The 20,087-nt window shown below is 73.8% G+C and carries 13 protein-coding genes; 3 read left to right on the forward strand and 10 right to left on the reverse strand.

What is annotated here, in order from left to right; all coding sequences use genetic code 11:
• Window positions 1-39: 39 nt before the first annotated feature.
• The 9 genes from QA634_RS10560 to QA634_RS10600 form a co-directional block, all read right to left on the reverse strand.
• The gene (locus tag QA634_RS10560) at window positions 40-1,038 is read right to left on the reverse strand and encodes an SDR family oxidoreductase (RefSeq protein ID WP_012331955.1); all 999 of its coding nucleotides are present in this window, start codon (window positions 1,036-1,038) and stop codon (window positions 40-42) included.
• Window positions 1,035-1,937 (reverse strand): SMP-30/gluconolactonase/LRE family protein, encoded by a 903-nt coding sequence (locus QA634_RS10565; protein WP_012331956.1) that lies wholly within the window; start codon window positions 1,935-1,937, stop codon window positions 1,035-1,037. Before QA634_RS10565 ends, QA634_RS10560 begins: the two co-directional genes overlap by 4 nt.
• A 17-nt stretch (window positions 1,938-1,954) precedes the next feature.
• Window positions 1,955-3,676 (reverse strand): GMC family oxidoreductase, encoded by a 1,722-nt coding sequence (locus QA634_RS10570; RefSeq protein ID WP_012331957.1) that lies wholly within the window; start codon window positions 3,674-3,676, stop codon window positions 1,955-1,957.
• Between the two features lie 7 nt (window positions 3,677-3,683).
• Window positions 3,684-4,349: a gluconate 2-dehydrogenase subunit 3 family protein gene (locus QA634_RS10575; protein ID WP_012331958.1), complete on the reverse strand. Its 666-nt coding sequence runs from the start codon at window positions 4,347-4,349 to the stop codon at window positions 3,684-3,686.
• Window positions 4,342-5,325 carry a hypothetical protein gene (locus QA634_RS10580; RefSeq protein ID WP_012331959.1) on the reverse strand — a complete coding sequence of 328 codons (984 nt, stop codon included), beginning with the start codon at window positions 5,323-5,325 and terminating at the stop codon, window positions 4,342-4,344. Before QA634_RS10580 ends, QA634_RS10575 begins: the two co-directional genes overlap by 8 nt.
• Window positions 5,315-6,409: an enolase C-terminal domain-like protein gene (locus tag QA634_RS10585; RefSeq protein WP_012331960.1), complete on the reverse strand. Its 1,095-nt coding sequence runs from the start codon at window positions 6,407-6,409 to the stop codon at window positions 5,315-5,317. Before QA634_RS10585 ends, QA634_RS10580 begins: the two co-directional genes overlap by 11 nt.
• Before the next feature lie 3 nt (window positions 6,410-6,412).
• Complete coding sequence (locus QA634_RS10590; protein ID WP_012331961.1) at window positions 6,413-8,206, reverse strand: thiamine pyrophosphate-requiring protein; 1,794 nt, start codon at window positions 8,204-8,206, stop codon at window positions 6,413-6,415.
• 409 nt (window positions 8,207-8,615) lie between these two features.
• Window positions 8,616-9,449 (reverse strand): SGNH/GDSL hydrolase family protein, encoded by an 834-nt coding sequence (locus tag QA634_RS10595; protein WP_012331962.1) that lies wholly within the window; start codon window positions 9,447-9,449, stop codon window positions 8,616-8,618.
• Between the two features lie 385 nt (window positions 9,450-9,834).
• Window positions 9,835-11,523, reverse strand: coding sequence for a methyl-accepting chemotaxis protein (locus QA634_RS10600; RefSeq protein WP_012331963.1), 1,689 nt, complete (start codon window positions 11,521-11,523; stop codon window positions 9,835-9,837).
• 401 nt (window positions 11,524-11,924) lie between these two features.
• On the opposite strand from QA634_RS10600, the gene QA634_RS10605 reads away from it, so the two are divergent.
• The gene (locus tag QA634_RS10605) at window positions 11,925-14,444 is read left to right on the forward strand and encodes an esterase-like activity of phytase family protein (RefSeq protein ID WP_043702201.1); all 2,520 of its coding nucleotides are present in this window, start codon (window positions 11,925-11,927) and stop codon (window positions 14,442-14,444) included.
• Here QA634_RS10605 and QA634_RS10610 read toward each other — a convergent pair.
• Entirely contained in the window at window positions 14,416-15,435 is a 1,020-nt protein-coding gene (locus QA634_RS10610; protein ID WP_043702204.1) for a P1 family peptidase, read from the reverse strand. The two genes, QA634_RS10605 and QA634_RS10610, sit on opposite strands and share 29 nt — an antisense overlap.
• Before the next feature lie 347 nt (window positions 15,436-15,782).
• Between QA634_RS10610 and QA634_RS10615 the strand changes: the two genes are divergently transcribed.
• A complete protein-coding gene (locus QA634_RS10615; protein ID WP_012331966.1) occupies window positions 15,783-16,916 on the forward strand; it encodes an efflux RND transporter periplasmic adaptor subunit in 1,134 nt (377 codons plus the stop codon).
• Between the two features lie 3 nt (window positions 16,917-16,919).
• Window positions 16,920-20,081, forward strand: coding sequence for a multidrug efflux RND transporter permease subunit (locus tag QA634_RS10620; RefSeq protein ID WP_012331967.1), 3,162 nt, complete (start codon window positions 16,920-16,922; stop codon window positions 20,079-20,081).
• Window positions 20,082-20,087: the final 6 nt, after the last annotated feature.

Genomic DNA, 20,087 nt, shown 5'->3' on the forward strand with positions numbered 1-20,087 from the left:
CGGCGCCCCTCATCGCTTTGGGACGAGGGGCGGCGCCCCTCACCGCCTCGGCCGCCGCGCGGCGAGCAGCGCCCCGCCGGCGAGCAGCCCGAGCCCGAGGGCCAGCCCGGCCTTCAGCGTGCTCGGGGCGGCCGCGACCACGCTCGCCCGCGCCCGCCCGTCGAAGCGGCCATGCGCCCCGGGATCCGTGTCGACCGGCCCGAACAGGTTGTCCGGCCGGTGCGGGTCCGCCGGCTCGGGCGTCATCTCGCCCTCGTAGGCGGCCGTGGCGAGGTAGCGGTCGAGCAGGCCGGGCGCCACCAGGGTGCCGAGGATCGCCTGCCAGGCCGGGGGACCGATCCAGAGCTCGCGCGGCGCCTCCTCCGCCGCCCGCACGACGTGCCGGGCGATCGCCTCGGGCTGGTAGATCGGCGGCACCGGCTGGAGCCGGCGCGGCAGGACCGAGCGGGCCCAGTCGAATTGCGGCGTGTTGACCGCCGGCAGCTGCACCATGGTGAGCCGCACCCGGCTGCCGTCGTGCAGGATCTCGCAGCGCAGGGAATCGACGAAGCCGCGCACCGCCGCCTTGGCGGCGCAGTAGGGCGCCTGGAGCGGGATCGACCGGTAGGCGAGCGCCGAGCCGATGCAGACGATCGTGCCGCGGTCGGCCGGTGCCATGTGCCGCAGGGCCGCCAGCGTGCCGTGCACCTGGCCCAGATAGGTCACGGCCGTGACCTGCCGGAACTCGTCCGGGCTCAGCCGCCGCACCGGCGCGTAGGCGGTCACCATCGCGTTGTTGACCCAGACGTCGATCCCCGCCCAGGCCTCCGCGACCGCGTCGGCGGCCCGCTGCACCGCGCCCGCATCCGCCACGTCGGCCTGGAAGCCGAGCGCCCGCGCGCCCGCCCGGCGCAGCTCCGCCAGGGTGCCGTCGATCCCGCGCCGGCCGCGGGCCAGCACGGCGACGTCGTAGCCCCGGCGGGCGAAGGCGAGCGCCACCGCCCGCCCGACCCCGGCGGTGCCGCCCGTCACGACGGCGCTGGGACGGCGCGGGCTCATGGCCGGGACTCCCGCGGCAGGGCCTCCCCGAAGCGGGGGCGCGGCCGGCCGCGCGGGCCGGGCCGCAGGCGCAGGACGGCGCCCGCCTGCGGGGCCGCGTCGTCCTTGCGGGCGCTCGTCACGTAGAGCGTCCCCAGATCCTCGTCGCCGAAGGCCATCATGGTCGGGTAGCGGACGGGGAGCGGCACCGCGCGGTCGAGCCGGCCGTCCGGCGCGTAGCGGTGCAGGCAGCCCCCGCCGTGGATCGCGCTCCAGTAGAAGCCCTCGGCGTCGACCGCGCCGCCATCCGGGACGCCGAGACCGGCGGGCAGCGCCGCGAAGGGCTGGCCCGGACCGAGGGCGCCCCGCGCCGGGTCGAAGGCGAGGGCGTCGATGCGGCCCTCCCGGCTGTCGGCGAGGTAGAACCTGCCGCCGTCCGGGCTCCAGGCGAAGCCGTTGGCGGTGAGCGCGGTCGCGGCGTGGCGCACGAGTCCCTCCTCCCTCGTATAGGCGTAGAGGTGGTCCGGCCGCGGCGGCGCCTCGGTGCCGGGAAGCGGCTCGAACATCGTCCCGATCCAGAGCCGCCCGGCCGGATCGCAATCGGCCTCGTTGAAGCGGTGCGTGCGCGGGTCGAAGGGCGGCGCGGCGAGGCGGTCGAGGGCGCCGCTCGCGAAGTCGAGGGCGAAGAGGCCGCCGCGGAGCGCCACCAGCGCGCCCGCGCCGTCCGGCAGGAGCGTGTAGCCGCCGATCTCCGCCGGCAGCGGCCAGCGCCGCGTCGCCCCGCTGCCCGGCTCGGTGCGGAAGAGGGCCGGCGCCTTCACGTCGATCCAGTAGAGGACCCGCTCCTGCGGCGACCAGTACGGCCCCTCGCCGATCACGGCGCCCGCCTCCACCACGATCGCGGCGTCTGCTGCCGGCATCCCGCTCCTCCTCGCCCTCACCCGGACCAAGCGCGGGAGCGGGCCGAAAGGTCCCCGCGGGCGGCGAGCGCCCCGATCCGGTCGGCGGTGCGCAGCGCGATCGCCTGGATCGTCAGGGACGGGTTGACCCCGCCCACGGTCGGGAAGACGGAGCCGTCGCAGATCCAGAGGTTCGGGATGTCCCAGGAGCGGCAATCGGCGTCGACGACGCTGGTGCGGGGATAGCTGCCCATCCGGGCGGTCCCGTTGAGGTGGCAGGTGTCGTCCTCCTGCGCCCAGATCTCGCGGGCGCCGGCCGCCGCGAGGGCCTGCCGCATGAAGGCGAGGCTGTGCCGGTTCACGGCCCTGTCGTTGTCGCACCACGAATAGGTGATCCGCGGGATCGGCAGGCCGTAGCGGTCGGTCTCCTCCGCCAGGGTCACGCCGTTGCGCTCCTGCGGCATGTATTCGGAGACGACTTTGAGCCCGGCGACGTGGTTGTAGCGCTGCATCTCGGCGATGAGCGCGTCGCCCCACAGGCCGCGGCTGCCCGCGAGCGTGCGGCTCCACAGGCTCGGCAGCGGGCCCTGGCTCATGTAGCAATAGCCGCCGAAGAAGTCCTTGCCCTCGTCCTCGTAGTTCCAGTGCTCGGTGAGGGCCAGGGAGGGCGGGCCCTTGTAGGAGCGGACCTCCTCCTCCATCACGCCCCAGACCGCCTGGTTGCCCTGCACCGTGAGGTAGCGGCCGACCAGCCCCGAGGAATTGGCGAGGCCGTCCGGGAAGTCCGGAGTGGCGGACATCAGCAGGAGGCGCGGGGTCTCGATCGCGTAGCCCGCCACCACCACGTGGCGCGCCCGCTGGAAGCGCCAGCGCCCCTCGCGGTGGTAGTGCAGCCCGGTGGCGCGGCGGTTGCGCGTCTCGATCCGGCCGACCATGGCGAGGTCGCGGATCTCGGCGCCGGCCCGCAGGGCGCGGGGCAGCCAGGTGACGAGCACGCTCTGCTTGGCGTTGGTCGAGCAGCCGAGCGTGCAGAAGCCGCGATAGACGCAGGGCGGCGAGTCGCCCCGCGGCGCCGAGACGGTGGCGAGGGGCGTCGGCGCCCAGCCGATGCCGAGCGCCTCCGCGCCGCGGGCCAGCACCCGGGCGGCCGCGTTGAGTTCGTGGGCACGGTACGGGTAGCGGGGTCGCTTGGGGCCCCACGGATAGGTCACCGGCCCGGCGATCTTCAGCGCCTGCTCGACCTGCCCGTAATAGTCCCACATCTCGCGCCAATCGAGCGGCCAGTCGGCGCCGTAGCCGAGGAGGCTGCGCGAGCGGAACCACTCGGGCCGGAAGCGCAGCGACACCATGGCGAAGTGGACGGTCGAGCCGCCCACCGCCCGGCCGGAATTGTTCGAGCCCATCTGCAGCGGGTTGTCGCCGTCGACGAGGCGCTCGTCGGTCCAGTAGAGCTTCGACTGGTGGCTCTCGTCGGAGGCGAAATCCTCCAGCGGCCGCCAGTACGGTCCGGCATCGAGGGCGACGACGGAGAAGCCCTGCTCGGCCAGCCGGCAGGCGAGGGTGCCGCCCCCGGCCCCGGTGCCCACGATGGCGAAGTCGACCTCCTCCTCGTCGCGGTGCTGGCGCATCGGCACCCACTCGCCGATCCGCATCACGTTCGGCGCCCGCCCGTCCCGGGCGCGGGGAACCTGCTCGGGATCGTCGTCCGGGACGCGGTGCGTCGGGTTGTCGGCCGCGGTGCCGATGCCGGGAATCCTCATCGCCGCCTCACACCTGCCCGACGCGCAGGTTCTCCCGCCGCGCCTCCTCCTCGCGGCCGGGCTTGGCCTCGGCCGCCTCCCAGGCGTCGCGCCGGTCGAAATCCATCCGCACGTAGCCGCGCGGGCTCGCCGGCCCGCCCCAGCCGATCTCGCTCCAGGCGGCGGGATGGGCGTAGTAGGCGCGCACGCAATCGTCGACGGCGCGCTGGCGGAAGAACAGGGCGCAGGGCATGCCGCCCCAGGCCTCGTGGCCGAGTGCCCCGCGCTCCGCCGCCCGCAGCAGCGCGTCCTGCCGGGCGGGATCGAGGGCGTGGAAGCGGGCACCGTGGGCGGCGAGCGCCTCCGCGTCGAGGGCGCGCAGGCCGCGGCGCCACGCCTCGCCCGCCTCGGGCATCGCCGCGTGGCGGTAGCCGTCGCGCTCACCCCGATCCAGGCTGTCGGCGATGAGCGCGGCGACCGGGATGCGGTCCGGCCGCGCCGCCGCCTGGGGAACGATGCGCGCGCAGACCGCCGTCAGGGTCTCCCACTCGTCGGGCGTGAAGAACCGGCGCGTGTCCGGGCGGATGGCGAGGCGCGCCGCCACCACCTCCCGGGTCTTGGCGTTCCAGGACGGCCCGTCGCGCTTGGCGAGCACGTCGTAGCCCGGATAGAGGTCGCGGCGCGGGTCAGCCATGGCCGGGTCGCTCCAGGAGATCGAGGGCGGCGAGGCCCGCGAGCGCGAGGCCCGTGAAGGCCGGCGGCGCCGGCAGGGGCGGGCCGTTGAGCAGGTTCTGGCTCCAGTTGCGCCAGCCGCCCATGTTCCGGCCGATCCCGTAGGCGTGGAACCCGACCCCGCCGAGGCCCAGGAGCGCGGTCGCCCCGACGAGGGCGCGGGCGGCGGGATGGCGCCGGCCCGGGGCGGCGGCGCAGGCGGCGAGGAGCGCGCCCGCGAGCGGCGGCACGCTCACCGGCAGCAGCATGGCCGGGTTGTGGAAGGCGCCCCGGAAATGCAGCAGCCCCGCCTCCCCGACGGTGCCGGCGAGGCCCAGCGCGGTGCCGAGCGCCAGGGCGGGCCCGGCCGCGGCGCCGAGGAGGCGCGGCTCGTCCGGGTCGGCGGCGCGGACGCGCTCCGCCGCCACGCCGAGCGCGCCCGCGAGCGTCAGCGCGAGGGGCGCGCCGATCGGGGCGGCGTAGAACAGGTTCTCCCAGGAATAGCCGCCCTCGCGCTTGCCGACGTTGTAGGCGTGGAAGCCGAGCCCGACGAACCCCGTCGCGGCCGCGAGCGCCTGCACGGCGTGGCGCGTCCGGGAGGCGCGCCCGCGCGCCTCGCCCGCCCCGTGCAGGGAGGAGGACAGGACCGCGCTCGACACCAGGATCGGCGTCACCATGGCGGGGTTGAAGAACTGGCCGCGCTCGTGCTCCAGGCCGCTGTCGAGCAGGACCGAGGTCGCGAGCAGCGTCGAGGCGTGGTTGAGGCGCTGCGCCGCGCGCGCGGTCGTCCGGTTCGCGCGGGCGGGGCCGCCGCGCCCGCGCCCGGCCGCGAGCCAGGTCAGCACGCCGATCCCCGCCGCCGCCGCGGCGAGCGCGGCCAGCGGGTGGATCCTGATCGCGAGCGGGGCCGGTGCCGCGGCCCGCGCCCCGACCGCGCCCCGGCCGCTCTCAGACAGCATAGCGCTCCGCGTCCTGGTGCTTGAAGGTGAGGCCGTGGCCGGGCCGGCCGAGGTCCGGCGCGATCCGCCCCTCCCGCGGGACCGGCGCCCCGTCGAACAGCATCGACTCGATGCGGACGTGGTCGTGGAACCATTCGAGGTGGCGGACCCGCGCGGCGGCGCAGGCCGGGTGGAGGTGGAGGGCGGGGGCGCAGTGGCCCGACAGGTCGGTGTGGTGCGCCTCGCAGAGCGCGCCCGCCGCCAGGAAGCCCGAGACCCCGCCGCAGCGCGTCGCGTCCGCCTGCTGCACGTCGACGGCGCCCGCCTCCAGCATGTGCCGGACGTCGTCGAGGGAGTAGGCGTATTCTCCGGCCGCCACGTCGATGCCGGCCGGCACCCGCTCGCGCACGAAGCGCAGGCCCGCGCGGTCGTCGCTGGAGACCGGCTCCTCGAACCAGCGCACGCCGAGGCCCGCCGCCGTCTCGGCCATGGCCAGGGCGGCGCGGGGCGAGAAGGCGCCGTTCGCGTCGATGAACAGCGCCGCCCCGCCGATCGCCGCCCGCGCCGCGCGCATCCGGTCGGGGTCGCGGTCGGGATCGCTGCCGATCTTCATCTTCACGGCGCGGCAGCCGTCCCGCTCGACGAAGCCGGCGAGCTGGGCGGTGAGCCGCGCCTCGCCGTAGCTGGTGAAGCCGCCGCTGCCGTAGATCGCGACGGCCGGCCGCGCCGCCCCGAGGAGGCGCACGAGCGGCAGGTCGAGGAGGCGGGCCTTCAGGTCCCACAGGGCCGCGTCGAGGGCCGAGATGGCGGTGGCGGCGAGGCCCGCGCGGCCGAGATTGCGCACCCGGCGCCGGAGCCGCGCGGTGAGCGCCGGGACGTCGAAGGGGTCGCCCCCCTTCAGCAGGGGGGAGAGCGTGCCCTTGACGAGCCCGGCATTCCCCGCATCCGAGTAGGTGTAGCCGAGGCCTCTCCGGTCCCCCGCCGCGACCTCGACCACCACCAGGGTGGTGCGGTGCCACGCGAAGGTGCCGTCCGCTTCGGCCGCGTCGGTCGGGACCGCGTAGGCCCGGGCCGTGACGGCGTCGATCGGGGCCTCGGGGCGCATGGCTCAGCCCCGGTCGCCGGGCAGGACGCTGGCGAGCACCTGCCGGGCCGTGTCGGCCAGCAGGTGGCTCTCGCGGGGATCGCCCTTCCAGAGCATGCCCATGAACTTGCGGGCCTGTTCCAGGCTGATGTGCGGCGGCAGCGGCGGCACCTCGGGATCGGTCTTCACCTCCAGCACCACCGGGATCGGGCTCGCCAGGGCCTCGTCCCAGGCGGCGCCGAGCTTCTCGGGATCGTCCACGTAGAGGCCCTTCAGGCCGATCAGCTCGGCGAAGCGGTGATAGGGCACGTTCGGGATCACCTGGGTGGTCTCGAATTTCGGGTTGCCCTCCTGCACCCGCTGCTCCCAGGTCACCTGGTTCAGGTCCTCGTTGTTGAACACGCAGCAGACGAAGGTCTGGTTCGGCCAGTGCTCGCGGTACTTGGCGACCGTGATCAGCTCGGCCATGTTGTTCATCTGCATGGCCCCGTCGCCCACCAGGGCGATCACCGGGCGGTCCGGATGGGCGACCTTGGCGCCGATGGCGTAGGGCACCGCCGCGCCCATCGAGGCGAGGCCGCCCGAGAGCGAGCACATCATGCCGCGGCGGATCTTCAGGTCGCGGGCGAACCAGTTGGCGCAGGAGCCGGAATCCGAGGTGATGATCGCCCGGTCCGGCAGCCGCGGCGAGAGCTCCCAGGTCACGCGCTGCGGGTTCACCGGGTTCGCCCCGGCCATGGCGCGCTCCCCGGCCTCCCGCCACCACGCGGCGACGCCCTCCTCGATGCCTCGGCGCCACGCGCCGCCGACGGGCTTGCGCTGCAGCAGTGGCAGCAGGGCGCGCAGGGTCTCGACGGAATCGCCCACCAGGGGCACCTCCATCGGGTAGCGCAGGGAGAGCATCTCGGCCTTGAGGTCGATCTGAACCCCGCGGGCCTGGCCGGGCTTGGGCAGGAACTCCGAATAGGGGAAGCCCGAGCCGATCATCAGCAGCGTGTCGCACTCCATCATCAGGTCCCAGCTCGGCTTGGTGCCGAGGAGCCCGATCGAGCCCGTGACCCAGGGCAGGTCGTCCGGCACCGCCGCCTTGCCGAGCAGGGCCTTGGCGACGCCGGCCTGGAGCGCCTCGGCCACCGCCACCACCTCGTCGGTGGCGTGCAGCGCGCCGGCGCCGACCAGGATCGCGACCTTCTCGCCCGCGTTCAGCACGGCGGCGGCCTCCTTCAGGTCGGCCTCCCTCGGCAGGACGCGCGGGTCGCTGTAGCCCACGCCCGATTGCAGGGTGCCGTGCTTGCGCGGCGGATCCTCGTAGGGCGCCTCCTGCAGGTCGTTCGGCAGGATGATCGCCGTGACCGCCCGGTTCGCCCTGGCGATGCGCACCGCCCGGTCGACGAGGTGGCGGACCTGGGCCGGGGCGCTCGCCTGCTGCACGAAGGCGCCGGCCACGTCCTTGAAGGCGCTGGTGAGGTCGAGTTCCTGCTGGTAGTGGCCGCCGAGCGCGTTGCGCGCCTGCTGGCCCGCGATGGCGAGCACCGGCATGTGGTCGAGCCGGGCGTCGTAGAGGCCGGTGATCAGATGCGTCGCCCCGGGCCCCGACGTGGCGAGGCAGACGCCGAGTTCGCCCGTGAACTTGGCGTAGGCGCAGGCCATGAAGGCCGCCATCTCCTCGTGCCGCGCCTGGATGAACTGGAAGGGTTTGTCGGCGCGCTGCATCGCCCCGAGCAGCCCGTTGATGCCGTCCCCGGGATACCCGAAGATCGTCCGCACCCCCCAGTCGGAGAGGCGCTGGCACAGGAAATCACCGACCGTCTCAGCCATGGAACACCATCCGTCGCGCGGAGAACCCCGGGGGAGTCACGTCGGCAAAGAGGCCCGGATCGCGGCCCCGGGGGAATCGCCGCGGCGCGATCGGCCGGGTCCGCAATGTCCGGCTCCGGCGCGGGGTCAACGGGCGGGATGCGGGGGCCTGTTCCTGGCCCCGGGGCCGTGCGCGGGCGGGAGCGGTACGGCAGCGGACGGAGTGCGCCCCGCGCCCCGGGGGCCGCCGATCGGTGGCGCCGCGCCCGGCGATCCTCGCCGCTGCGCGGGAGAGGTCCGGCCCGCCCGCGCGGCCCCGCAGGCGCGCCCGGGACGGGACCCGTCCCACATCGGGCTGGCCGCCGCGGGCAAGTCGGCGGATCGGGATGCGCGGAACGCGACCGGGCGAGACTCCCGCCTCGCCCCGCCGTCACTCCCCGGCCGCGGCCACCAGGGCGGGGGCGGGCCGCGCGCGGTGCAGGAGGTCGCGGGCGACCGCCCGCGCGAGCAGGTCGTAGCCGCGATCCGCCATGTGCAGGCCGTCGGGGGCGAACAGGGTCTCGCGGGTGGCCTTCCCCTCCGCGATCCAGTCCCGCATCAGCTCCGCGCGGCGGATCACCGGGATGCCGAGTTCGGCGCCGATCGCCCGCACCGCGTCGCGGAACCGGTCGGCGCCGGGCGTCGCGTCGAGCTTCGGGCACCATTGCGGCTCCATCAGCACGACGTCGCTGCCCGCGTCCCGCATCCGCGCGAGGCCCGCGAGGGTCGCGGCGCGGAAATGGGCCAGGGAGACGCCGCGCAGCGGGTCGTTGCTGCCGGTCTGCCAGATCACGAGGTCGGGCTTCGCCGCGAGCACGTCGCGGTCGAGGCGCGCCAGCATGTCGTCGGTGTGCTCGCCGCCCACGCCGCGGTTGAGCACCGCGATGCCCTCGGCGAGATGGGGCAGGGCCTGCCGCAGCGCGGCTTCCAGGCGGGCCGGATAGGCGGCGGCCGGGGAACTCGCGCCCACGCCCTCCGTCGAGGAGGAGCCGAAGGCGACGATCCGCAGGGACGCGCCCCGCGCCAGCTGCCGGGCGAGGTGCGGCAGGGGCTGGGCCGCGACCGTCGCCGTCGCGACCGGGGCGTGCCCGCTCCGGGCGGTCGGCAGCGCGGTCGCGGCGGCCGCGAGGCCGAGGACCAGCGCGAGACCGGTGGCGATCCACCGCCGGCGCCGGGGCGCGGTGGTGGCGGAGTGGGGCGTGGGCCGATGGCCGGCGCGCGTCATCTGTGGGCGTTTCCTCGATCCCCGCGGCTCTGTCGGCCGCGTGTCGCCTGATGGGGGCGAGTGGGATCGGGCCGGCGAGGCCGCGCGCACGCGCCGTCCTCGCCCCGGTCTTATCGCCGTCTGTGAGGGCTGCGGCTCCGCAGCCATCGCCGGCCCGCGGGCCGGCCCGACTGGACCGGCCGCGTTCGACGTCGTTGTCGACCCGCCGTATTGCGATGGCGCTGCGATAAACGAAGAAGATCGCGCGTGCAACCCGTTCTTCGAAAATTCAGTATGCAATCAGTAGAAGATCTGTCGATAAAGCTTAGCTTCGCGGCCGGACCGGCCGTCCGGCGCCGGTCCGAAGGGGCGACCGGCGGCCGCCCCCCGCGGTCCGCGAGCCGTCTCAGGCGGCCCGCACGGTCGCCAGGAACTGCGAGACCTCGGCCTTGAGGTGCTCGGACTGGCGCGACAATTCGGACGCCGAGGCCAGGACCTGGGAGGCCGCGGCCCCGGTCTCCTCCGAGGCGCGCGCCACGCTGATGATGTTGCTGGTGACGTCCGTGGTTCCGGTCGAGGCGAGGGCGACGTTGCGGACGATCTCCTGGGTGGCCGAACCCTGCTGCTCGACGGCGGCGGCGATCGTCGTGGCGACCGTGCTGATCTCGCGGATGCGCCCCGTGATCGACCCGATGGCCGTGACGGCCCGCCCGGTCGCACCCTGGATCTGGCCGATCTGTCCCGAGATCTCCTCGGTCGCGCGGGCGGTCTGCGAGGCGAGTTCCTTGACCTCGGCGGCCACCACCGCGAAGCCGCGTCCGGCCTCGCCCGCCCGGGCCGCCTCGATCGTCGCATTCAGCGCCAGCAGGTTGGTCTGGCTGGCGATGTTGGAGATCAGCCCAACCACGTCGCCGATCTTCGCCACCGCCCCGCTGAGCTCCTGCACGAGCGCCGCGGTCTGGTCCGCCTCGCCCACCGCCTGCTGGGCAAGGTCGCTCGCGCCGTCGGCCTGCCGGCCGATCTCCTGCACGGAGGCGCCCAGTTCCTCGGCCGCCGTCGCCACGGTGTTGACGTTGGTGGCCGCCTCCTCGGCGGCGGTCGCGACCGTCGTGGTCCGCCTCGCCGTCTCGGTCGCCGTCGCGGTCATGCTCTGGGACGTGGCCTGCAGCTCGGTCGCCGAGGAGGTGACCGTGCCGACGATCCCGCCCACCGCCGCCTCGAAGCTGTCGGCCATCTGGCGCATGCCGGCCTTGCGCTGCTCCTCGGCGGAGGCGCGGGCCAGCGCCGTCTCCTCCTCCAGCTGCCGCGTCCGGATGATGTTCTCCCGGAACACCTGCACGGCAACCGCCATCGCGCCGACCTCCTCGCGACGCTCCTGGAACGGCACCGCCGTGCCGGTCTCTCCCCTGGCGAGTTCGCCCATCACGGCCGTCATCTGCCGGATCGGGGCCGAGACGGTCCAGTTCAGCAGCACCAGTCCGAGGGCCGCCACCGCCAGCATCGCTCCCATGCCGAGCATGACGGCCTGCCGCGAGCTGCTGGCCGCCTGAGCGGCGGTGCGGGAGCGCTCCTCCAGAAGGGTGCGCTCGATCCGCGCGATCTCCGCGGCCTTGGCGCGCACCGCGTCCATCAGCACCTTTCCGGCCCCCGAGATCTCCAGCTGCCGGGCCTCTGCGCGGGTCTGCTCGTCCCTCATCAGCGCGATCTCGCGCTCGGCGATCGTGCCGCGCCAGTCCTGCGCGTGGCGCTCGAGGCCGTCCAGGCGCTGGAGCTGGGCGGGATTGTCGGAGACGAGGGCGCGGACCCTGGCCATGGCTTCCGTGAAGGCGCGGCCGCCCGCGTTGTAGGGCTCCAGGAATTTCGCATCCGCGGCCAGCAGGTAGCCGCGCACGCCCGTCTCCTGGTTGACCATCGCCGTGGTGAGCACCTCGACCTGCGCGAGCACTTGGTAAGTGTGGTCGCGCCAGTCATTCGCCTCCTCGATCGTGGCGAGGCTGCGCCAGCCGGTGAGAGAGAACAGGCCGGCCGCGCCGATGAAAGCCGCGAAGACGACGAGGAGCTTCGTGACGATGCGGAGGTTGAGGAGGACACGCATTCCGGCTGATCCCGTTGAGACGGACTGCCCCGGCGGGGCGGAATCGCCGCGCCCCGGTCGAGACGCCGGCATGATGGGCTTGGCTGGTTAAAGCGTCCTAAAGTCGCCGTCGGACCAATGCAAATCACCACGCCTTCCCTTGAGGATGGCGATGGTGAATAGGTACATGCTCCTAAAAGCCGAAGCGGTGATACGCCGGCTCAAGAGCCGTATCGTTGCGGCAGGAGCTGTCTCGCGCGAGCGAGGAGGCGGGATGACCCGCGCCACCCGGCCACCGCGGGTGTGGCGTCGCTGCAAGCCTCGACGGAGACGCGCGATCGCGGCCCTTCCGGATGACGCCGCGTCAGCATGCTGTCATGGGAGATGCGCAAGCCGGCCCCACGCTGAAGCGGGGGCGCGACGTGGATTCTGCATTCTTCCGGCTGGCCGCGCTGGCCGGCGGTCTCCTGGCCGGCGGTCTCCTGGCGGGTGGCGGCCTCGGTGCCGCGGCGCAGGCGCAGCAGCTGCGCACGCCCAACCTCGCCACCGCGGACGGGCCGGTCTCCGTCGAGGTCGGCGGGATCCCTTTCGTGAACCAGGGTCTGCAGGGCGCGGCCCGGCTGCCCGCCGCCACCCGCGACTTCCTGGGCGACACGCTGGGCTCCTTCTCGTCGCTCGCCATCGACCTCGAGACGTGGCGGCGCCGTGGGGACACCTATGCGGGCACGCTCTACACGCTGCCGGACCGTGGCTACAACAATCCGGATGGCGGCCTGTTCAGCGACTATGCCGGGCGCCTGAACCGCTTCTCGCTGACCTTCGCGCCCTATGCGGGGCCCGCGCTGCCGCAATCGCCCGGGTCGCAGCGCCAGATCACGCTCGCCCAGGATGGCGGGATCGTGCTCACCGACGCCAAGGGCCAGCGCTTCAGCGGCCTCGATCCGGGCGCCGGCACGACGACCCAGCTCGGCGCCGTCCTGCCCTCGGCCGCGAGCGGCCCGAGCGCCGGCCGCATCAGCCTCGACGCCGAGGGGCTGGTGCGCAAGCTCGACGGCTCCTTCTACGTCAGCGACGAGTACGGGCCGAACATCTACTACTTCGACCGCGACGGCCGGCTCCAGGGCGTGCTCGGGATCCCGGCGGCCCTCAAGCCGGTGACCGGCGGCGCCCTGAACTTCAACTCCGTCACTGCGCCCGACACCGGCCGGCGCAACAACCAGGGCCTCGAGGCCGTCGCGCTGACACCGGACGGGCGCGGCCTCGTCACCATCCTGCAGAGCGCGACGATGCAGGATTCCGGACCCAGCCAGCAGCAGCGGACGAACACCCGCATCCTCGTCTACGACGTCTCGGCGAACCCGACGCCGGCGGCGCCCGCGCGCGCATACGTGCTCCAGCTCCCCACCTACCAGCAGAGCGGCAATGGCGGCGCCCCGAACCGCACCGCCGCCCAGAGCGAGATGCTCGCCCTGAACGACACGCAGTTCCTGGTCCTGTCGCGGGACTCGAACGGGCTCGGCACCGGCGCGACCACCCCGATCGTCTACAAGAGCGTGCTGCTCGTCGACGTCGCGGGCGCCACCAACGTGGCGGGCACCGCCTACGACGGCACCGCGCCGCTCGCGCCGGGCGGCACGCTCGCGCCCGGCATCACGCCGGTGCACACGACCGAACTCGTCAACATGCTGAACCCGACGCAGCTCGGCCGCTTCGGCATGAACCTCTCGACCAACCCGGCGACGCCCACCACCCTCTCGGAGAAGTGGGAGGCGATGGGCCTCGTGCCCGTGCTGAGCGAGAAGGCGCCCAACGACTACTTCCTGCTCGTGGGCAACGACAACGACTTCCTGACCCGCCGGGGCCAGATCAACGGCCAGCCCTACGACGCGGGGCTCGACAACGACAGCGTGATCCTGGCCTACCGGCTGACGCTGCCGACCTACGTCGATCCGCTCTCCCTGGCCGTGATGAGGCGGACCGCCCCGGTGGTGCTCCAGGGCCTCGGCGCCGGGGCCCTGAGCGTCGCGGCCGCCGCCGTGCGCGGCCCGGCGGACCACCTCGCGGCCCTGCGCCGGGGCAGCCGCTCCCCGGAGGCCGGGGCGGGTCCCTGGGGCGCCGGGTCGGGCGTCTGGATCGGCGGCGACGTCGTCTTCGCGGATTCGCCCCGCAACGGCGGCCTCGCCTCCGACCGCACGCTCGCGCAGGGCTCGGCCGGGTTCGACCTCCCGCTCACCGGCCCGTGGCGGGCGGGCCTCGCGGTCGGAGGCGGGGGCGGCCGCCTCGACCGCCCCGGCGGCTTCCGCCAGGATCAGGCCGGCTTCACCGCCTCGGCCTATGCGGGCTATTTCGGGCCCGGCTTCTACGCCCAGGGCATCCTCGGCGGCGCGCCGTTCCTCGACTTCACGGGCCTGCGCCGGCCCGCCGCCTACGGCCTGACCGCGGAGGGCCGGACCGGCGGCAGCGGCTTCGCCCTCGACGGCGAGGCCGGCCTGCCCCTCGACGTCGGGGCGCTGCGCGCGACGCCCTTCGCGGGGATCACCTACCTGTCGGCCACGGTCGACGGCTTCACCGAGACGGGGGCGGCGGGCAACAACGTCGCCTACGCGGCGCTCACCGCCCGGCAGACCACGGCGCGCTTCGGCGCCGAACTCGCCTATCACGGCTTCGGCGGCGGCTTCGTCCCCTCCCTGCGCGTCGCCTACAGCCTCGCCGCCGGGCCGCAGCAGGCGAGCGCCTCCGTGCGCCTCGCCAGCGTGCAGCACGCGCTCGCGGCGGCGACGCTGCCGGTCGCCTTCGCCCGGCGCGACGTCGTCGGCGCCGGGATCGGTCTGCAGGGCAACCTGACCGAGCGGCTCGGCTGGCGCCTCGACTACCAGGCCTCTCTCGGCACCCGCGCCGGCATCGCCCACGGGGTCACGGCGGGGCTGCGCTACCAGTTCTGAGGCCGAAGCGGTCGCGCCAGGCCGGCAGCGCCCCCGGGAAGGGGAGGGCGGTGGCGGCGCGCACCCCGATCGCCACCGCCCGCGCCAGGGTGCGGGCGGCGGCGTCGCCGAGGCGGGCGAGGTCGCCGACCGGGTCGGCGAGGGGCGCGCGGCCCGTCGCCACGGCGAAGACCAAGTCTCCGTCGAGGGGCGTGTGGGCCGGCAGGATCGCCCGGGCGAGGCCGTCCTGCGCCATCACGGCGAGGCGCCGCGCCTGCGCCTTGCTCAGGACCGCGTCGGTCGCCACCACCGCCAGGGTCGTGCTGGCGCCGGGCGGCGCGGCGCGCGGCCAGGCCAGGGCCTCCGGCGGGATCCGCGGGGCCGGGCCGCGCCCGCCGAACTCGTCGCCGACCTCGAAGGGCCCGGCCCAGAAATGCGGCCCCTCGCCGACCGTGACGCGCCCGAAGGCGTTGACCGCGACGAGCGCCGCCACGCGGGCGTCGAGGCCCGCGACGCGCGAGGAGGCGGAGCCGAGCCCGCCCTTCAGGTTGGCCGTGGTGGCGCCGTAGCCCGCCCCGACGGTGCCGAGGGCCACCGGCCCCGCGGTCGCGGCCGCGGCCGCCGCGAAGCCGAGGTCGCGGTAGGGCGGGAGGCGGCCCCACGCCTTGTCGCCGCCGTTGAGGAGGTCGAACAGGATCGCCGCGGGCACGATCGGCACGCGCACCGGCCCGACCGCGAAGCCGCGCCCCTGCTCGGCCAGCCACGCCGTCACGCCGGCCGCCGCGTCGAGGCCGAAGGCCGAGCCGCCCGACAGGACGAGGGCGTCGATGCCCTGCACGGTCCGCTCGGGATCGAGCAGGTCGGTCTCGCGGGTGCCGGGCCCGCCGCCGCGGATGTCCACCGCCGCCGTGGCGGGCGCGTCGAACAGGATCGCGGTCACGCCGCTCGCCGCACGCGCGTCCTGCGCGTGGCCGACGCTGAGACCCGGGATGTCCGTGAGATCGTTCCTCATCTGGCGCGGCACTCCGTCACGATGGGTGGGCCGGACGGGCGGGCCGCGGAACGGGCGGCCGCCGATCCGCATTGGCCATCCCGGCCCGCGCGGCAGGCACGGCCCGCGCGGCAGGGCGTCGCGTCCCCCGCGCGGCACCCGGCCCCGTCACGCATAGCTCGGCAAACACACCAGAAACAGTCGATGCGTAGAAGACCGGCATGCGGCATGCCTTGGAATCGGTATCAATACCAGGACGGGAGAGCCCGAAGCCTCTCCCGCCGCGCTCTCGAGAGGGTCCGACCCGTCCGATGTCGTCAGGAACGAGCAGGTCCCCGCGCCGGTCGCGGCGCGGCACCGTGATCCTCATGCTCCTGCTTCTCGTCGGGGGCGGCGGCGCCTACGCGTGGCAGCGCAACCAGGCCGCCGCGCCGGCGCCGCGCGCCGCGCGGGCGCCCGCCCCGGTCCCGGTGCTCCTCGCGAGGGTGGAGCAGGGCCCCTTCAACGTGGTGCTCGGCGGGCTCGGCACCGTCCAGGCCTACAACACCGTCCAGGTGCGCAGCCGCGTGGACGGCGAGATCCAGAAGGTGGCGTTCCGGGAGGGGCAGGTCGTGCGCAAGGGCGACCTGCTCGTCCAGGTCGATCCGCGTCCCTTCCAGGCGACCCTGGACCAGGCGCGGGCGAAGAAGACCCAGGACGAGGCCAACCTGCGCAACGCCAGGGCGGACCTGGAGCGCTACACCAAGCTCGGCGAGTACGCCTCCCGCCAGCAGACCGAGACCCAGGGCGCGACGGTGGCCCAGCTCACCGCCCAGGTCGCCTCCGATCAGGCGGCGATCGACAACGCCGAGACCCAGCTCGGCTACGCCACGATCCGCGCCCCCCTGGACGGCGTCACGGGGTTCCGGCAGGTCGACGTCGGCAACATCGTCAACGCCTCGACCCAGACCGGCATTGTCACCATCACGCAGGTCGAGCCGATCTACGTCGTCTTCACGGCGCCCGAGGAGGAGCTGCAGCAGATCGCCGAGGCCCACGCGGCCGGCCCGGTGCCGGTCGAGGCGTGGTCCACCGACGGCCAGCGGAAGCTCTCGGACGGCACGCTGAGCGTGATCAACAACCAAGTCGACACGGCGACCGGCACGATCCGCCTGAAGGCGAGCTTCCCCAACCGGAACCACGCGCTCTGGCCGGGCCTTTCGGTCTCGACGCGCATGCGCATCGGGGTCGAGAAGGAGGCCGTGACCGTGCCGGAGGACGCCGTGCAGCACGGGCCGAAGGGCCTCTACGCCTTCGTGGTCGGCGAGGACGGCAAGGCGCGGGTGCAGCCGATCACGGCCGGGCATTCCAGCGAGGGCCGCACCGTCATCCGCCAGGGGCTCACCCCGGGGCAGAGCGTCGTCAAGGAGGGTCAGTCCCGCGTGCAGGACGGCGGCCCCGTGGCCGAGCGCCGGCCCACCGGGACGGCCCAGGCGCAGGCCCCCGCGACCGGAGCGCCCTGAACCATGAAGGGCGGCATCTCAGCCTATTTCATCCGCTATCCCGTCGCGACCTCACTGATCATGGCGGGGATCCTGTTCGTCGGGATCGTGGCCTACCCGCTGCTCGGCGTCGCGCCGCTGCCCCAGGTCGACTTCCCGACCATCCAGGTGACGGCGCAGTTGCCGGGCGCCAGCCCGGAGACCATGGCCTCCTCGGTGGCCCAGCCCCTGGAGCGCCAGTTCTCCCAGATCCCCGGCGTCAGCCAGATGACGTCGTCGAGTTCGCTCGGCGTCTCGTCGGTCTCGGTGCAGTTCGACCTGTCGCGCAACATCGACGCGGCGGCGAACGACATCCAGGCGGCGATCAACGCCGCGGGCGGGCAATTGCCCAAGAACCTGCCGAGCCCGCCGACCTACCGGAAGGTGAACCCGGCCGATTCGCCGATCCTGATCCTGTCGGCGACCTCCGACACGCTGCCGCTGATCGAGGTCGACGACGCCGTCGACGTGCAGTTCGCCCAGCGCATCAGCCAGATCTCGGGCGTCGCGCAGGTGCTGATCGGCGGCCAGCAGAAGCCGGCGGTGCGCATCCAGGTCGATCCGGCCAAGCTCGTCGCCAAGGACCTGTCGCTCGAGGACGTGCGCGCCCAGCTGTCGATCACCACGGTCAACAACCCGAAGGGCAATTTCGACGGGCCGACCCGCAGCTTCACGGTCTACGCCAACGACCAGCTGACCGAGGCGAAGGACTGGAACAACGTCATCATCGCCTACCGCAACGGGGCGCCGCTGCGGGTGCGCGACATCGGGCAGGCGGTGGCCGGCCCCGAGGACGCCAAGCAGGCGGCCTGGACCAACGGCCAGCGCGGCGTCTTCCTGGTGATCTTCAAGCAGCCCGGCGCCAACGTGATCGACACGGTCGACCGCATCAAGGCCGAGCTGCCGCGCCTGCGCGCCGCCCTGCCGGCCGCGATCAAGGTCGAGGTGCTGAGCGACCGCACGCAGACGATCCGCGCCGCGGTCGAGGACGTGCAATTCACCCTGCTCCTGACGATCGGCCTCGTCGTGGCGGTGATCTTCGTCTTCCTGCGCAGCCTGTGGGCGACGGTGATCCCGAGCATCACCGTGCCGCTGTCGCTGCTGGGCGCCTGCGCGCTGATGTGGATGGCCGGCTACACCCTCGACAACCTCTCGCTGATGGCGCTCACCATCTCGGTCGGCTTCGTGGTCGACGACGCCATCGTGGTGCTGGAGAACATCGCCCGCTACCTGGAGGAGGGGATGAAGCCCCGCGAGGCGGCCCTCAAGGGGGCGGGCGAGATCGGCTTCACGATCGTGTCGATCTCGGTCTCGCTCGTGGCGGTGCTGATCCCGCTCCTGCTGATGGGCGGCATCATCGGGCGGCTGTTCCGCGAATTCGCCGTCACCCTGTCGATGGCGATCGGCGTCTCGGCCTTCGTGTCGCTGTCGCTGACGCCGATGATGGCCTCGCGCTTCCTGCGGCCGCACGCGGAGGAGCGGCACGGCCGGCTCTACCGCTTCAGCGAGCGCGTCTTCGAGGGGATGGTGAGCGGCTACGCGGCCGCCCTCGACGTGGCCCTGCGCCACCGCTTCATCACCCTGCTCAGCTTCCTGGCGACGGTGGCGCTCACGGTCCACCTGTTCATGATCATCCCGAAGGGCTTCTTCCCGCAGCAGGATACGGGGCTCATCACCGGCATCACCGAGGCCGGGCAGGACATCTCCTTCCGGGCCATGCAGCGGCGCCAGGAGGAGGTCGGCCGGGTGATCCAGTCCGACCCGGACGTCGCGAGCATCGCCATGGCGATCGGCGGCAACGGGCAGTCGCTCAATACCGGGCGCATGTTCATCACGCTCAAGCCCCGCGACCACCGCACGGCGGACGCCTTCGAGATCATCCGGCGGCTGCGGCCGCAGCTCGACCGGCTGATGGGCGTGAAGGTGTTCCTGCAGGCCGCCCAGGACGTGCGGACCGGCGCGCGCGCCTCGCGCACGCAGTTCGAGTACACGCTGCAGGACCCTGACCTCGACGAATTGAACACGTGGTCGCCGCGGCTCCTGGAGAAGCTGAGGACGCTGCCGGAGCTGCGGGACGTCGCCACCGACCAGCAGACCAGCGGCACCACGCTGACCCTGCGGATCGACCGCGACGCGGCCTCCCGCTTCGGCATCACGCCGCAGCTGATCGACGACACGCTCTACGACGCGATCGGCCAGCGCCAGATCGCCCAGTACTTCACGCAGCTCAACAGCTACCACGTGGTCCTGGAGATCCTGCCGGCCCTGCAGGGCACGCCGGAGACGCTGCGCAGCATCTACGTGAAGTCGCCGACGACGGGCGGGCAGGTGCCGCTCGCGGCCTTCGCCTCCTGGTCCACCGACCCGGTCCGCCCGCTCTCGATCAGCCACCAGGGCCAGTTCCCGGCGGTGACGATCAGCTTCAACCTCGCGCCGAACGTGGCGCTGGGCCAGGCGACGGCGGCGATCGAGCAGGCGAGCCGCGACCTCGGGGTGCCGCCGACCGTGATGGGCGGCTTCCAGGGCACGGCCCAGGCCTTCCAGCAATCGCTCAGCACGGTGCCGCTGCTCATCGTGGCGGCCCTGATCGTGGTCTACCTGATCCTGGGCGTGCTCTACGAGAGCTACATCCACCCGCTCACGATCCTCTCGACGCTGCCCTCGGCGGGCGTGGGCGCGCTGGCGATGCTGCTCGGCTTCGGCTTCGACTTCAGCCTGATCGCCCTCATCGGCATCATCCTGCTGATCGGCATCGTGAAGAAGAACGGGATCATGATGGTCGACTTCGCCATCGCGGCGGAGCGGGCCGAGCACCTCTCCTCCGAGGAGGCGATCCGGCGGGCGGCGATCCTGCGCTTCCGCCCGATCCTGATGACCACGATGGCGGCCCTGCTCGGCGGCATCCCGCTGATGTTCGGCACCGGCACCGGCGCGGAGATCCGCCAGCCCCTCGGCTACGCCATGGTCGGCGGGCTCGCGGTGAGCCAGGTGCTGACCCTGTTCACGACGCCGGTGATCTACGTCTACCTCGACACGCTCGCGCAGTACCTGTCCGGATCGAGGCCGGACAGGCCCCAGGGCGGGGAGGGCGAGGCGGACCCTGCCGATCCCTACCGGCGCGAGCGGGAATTGCAGGCGGCGGAGTGAGGCGGT

This window comes from Methylobacterium sp. CB376 (assembly GCF_029714205.1).
Taxonomy (GTDB): domain Bacteria; phylum Pseudomonadota; class Alphaproteobacteria; order Rhizobiales; family Beijerinckiaceae; genus Methylobacterium.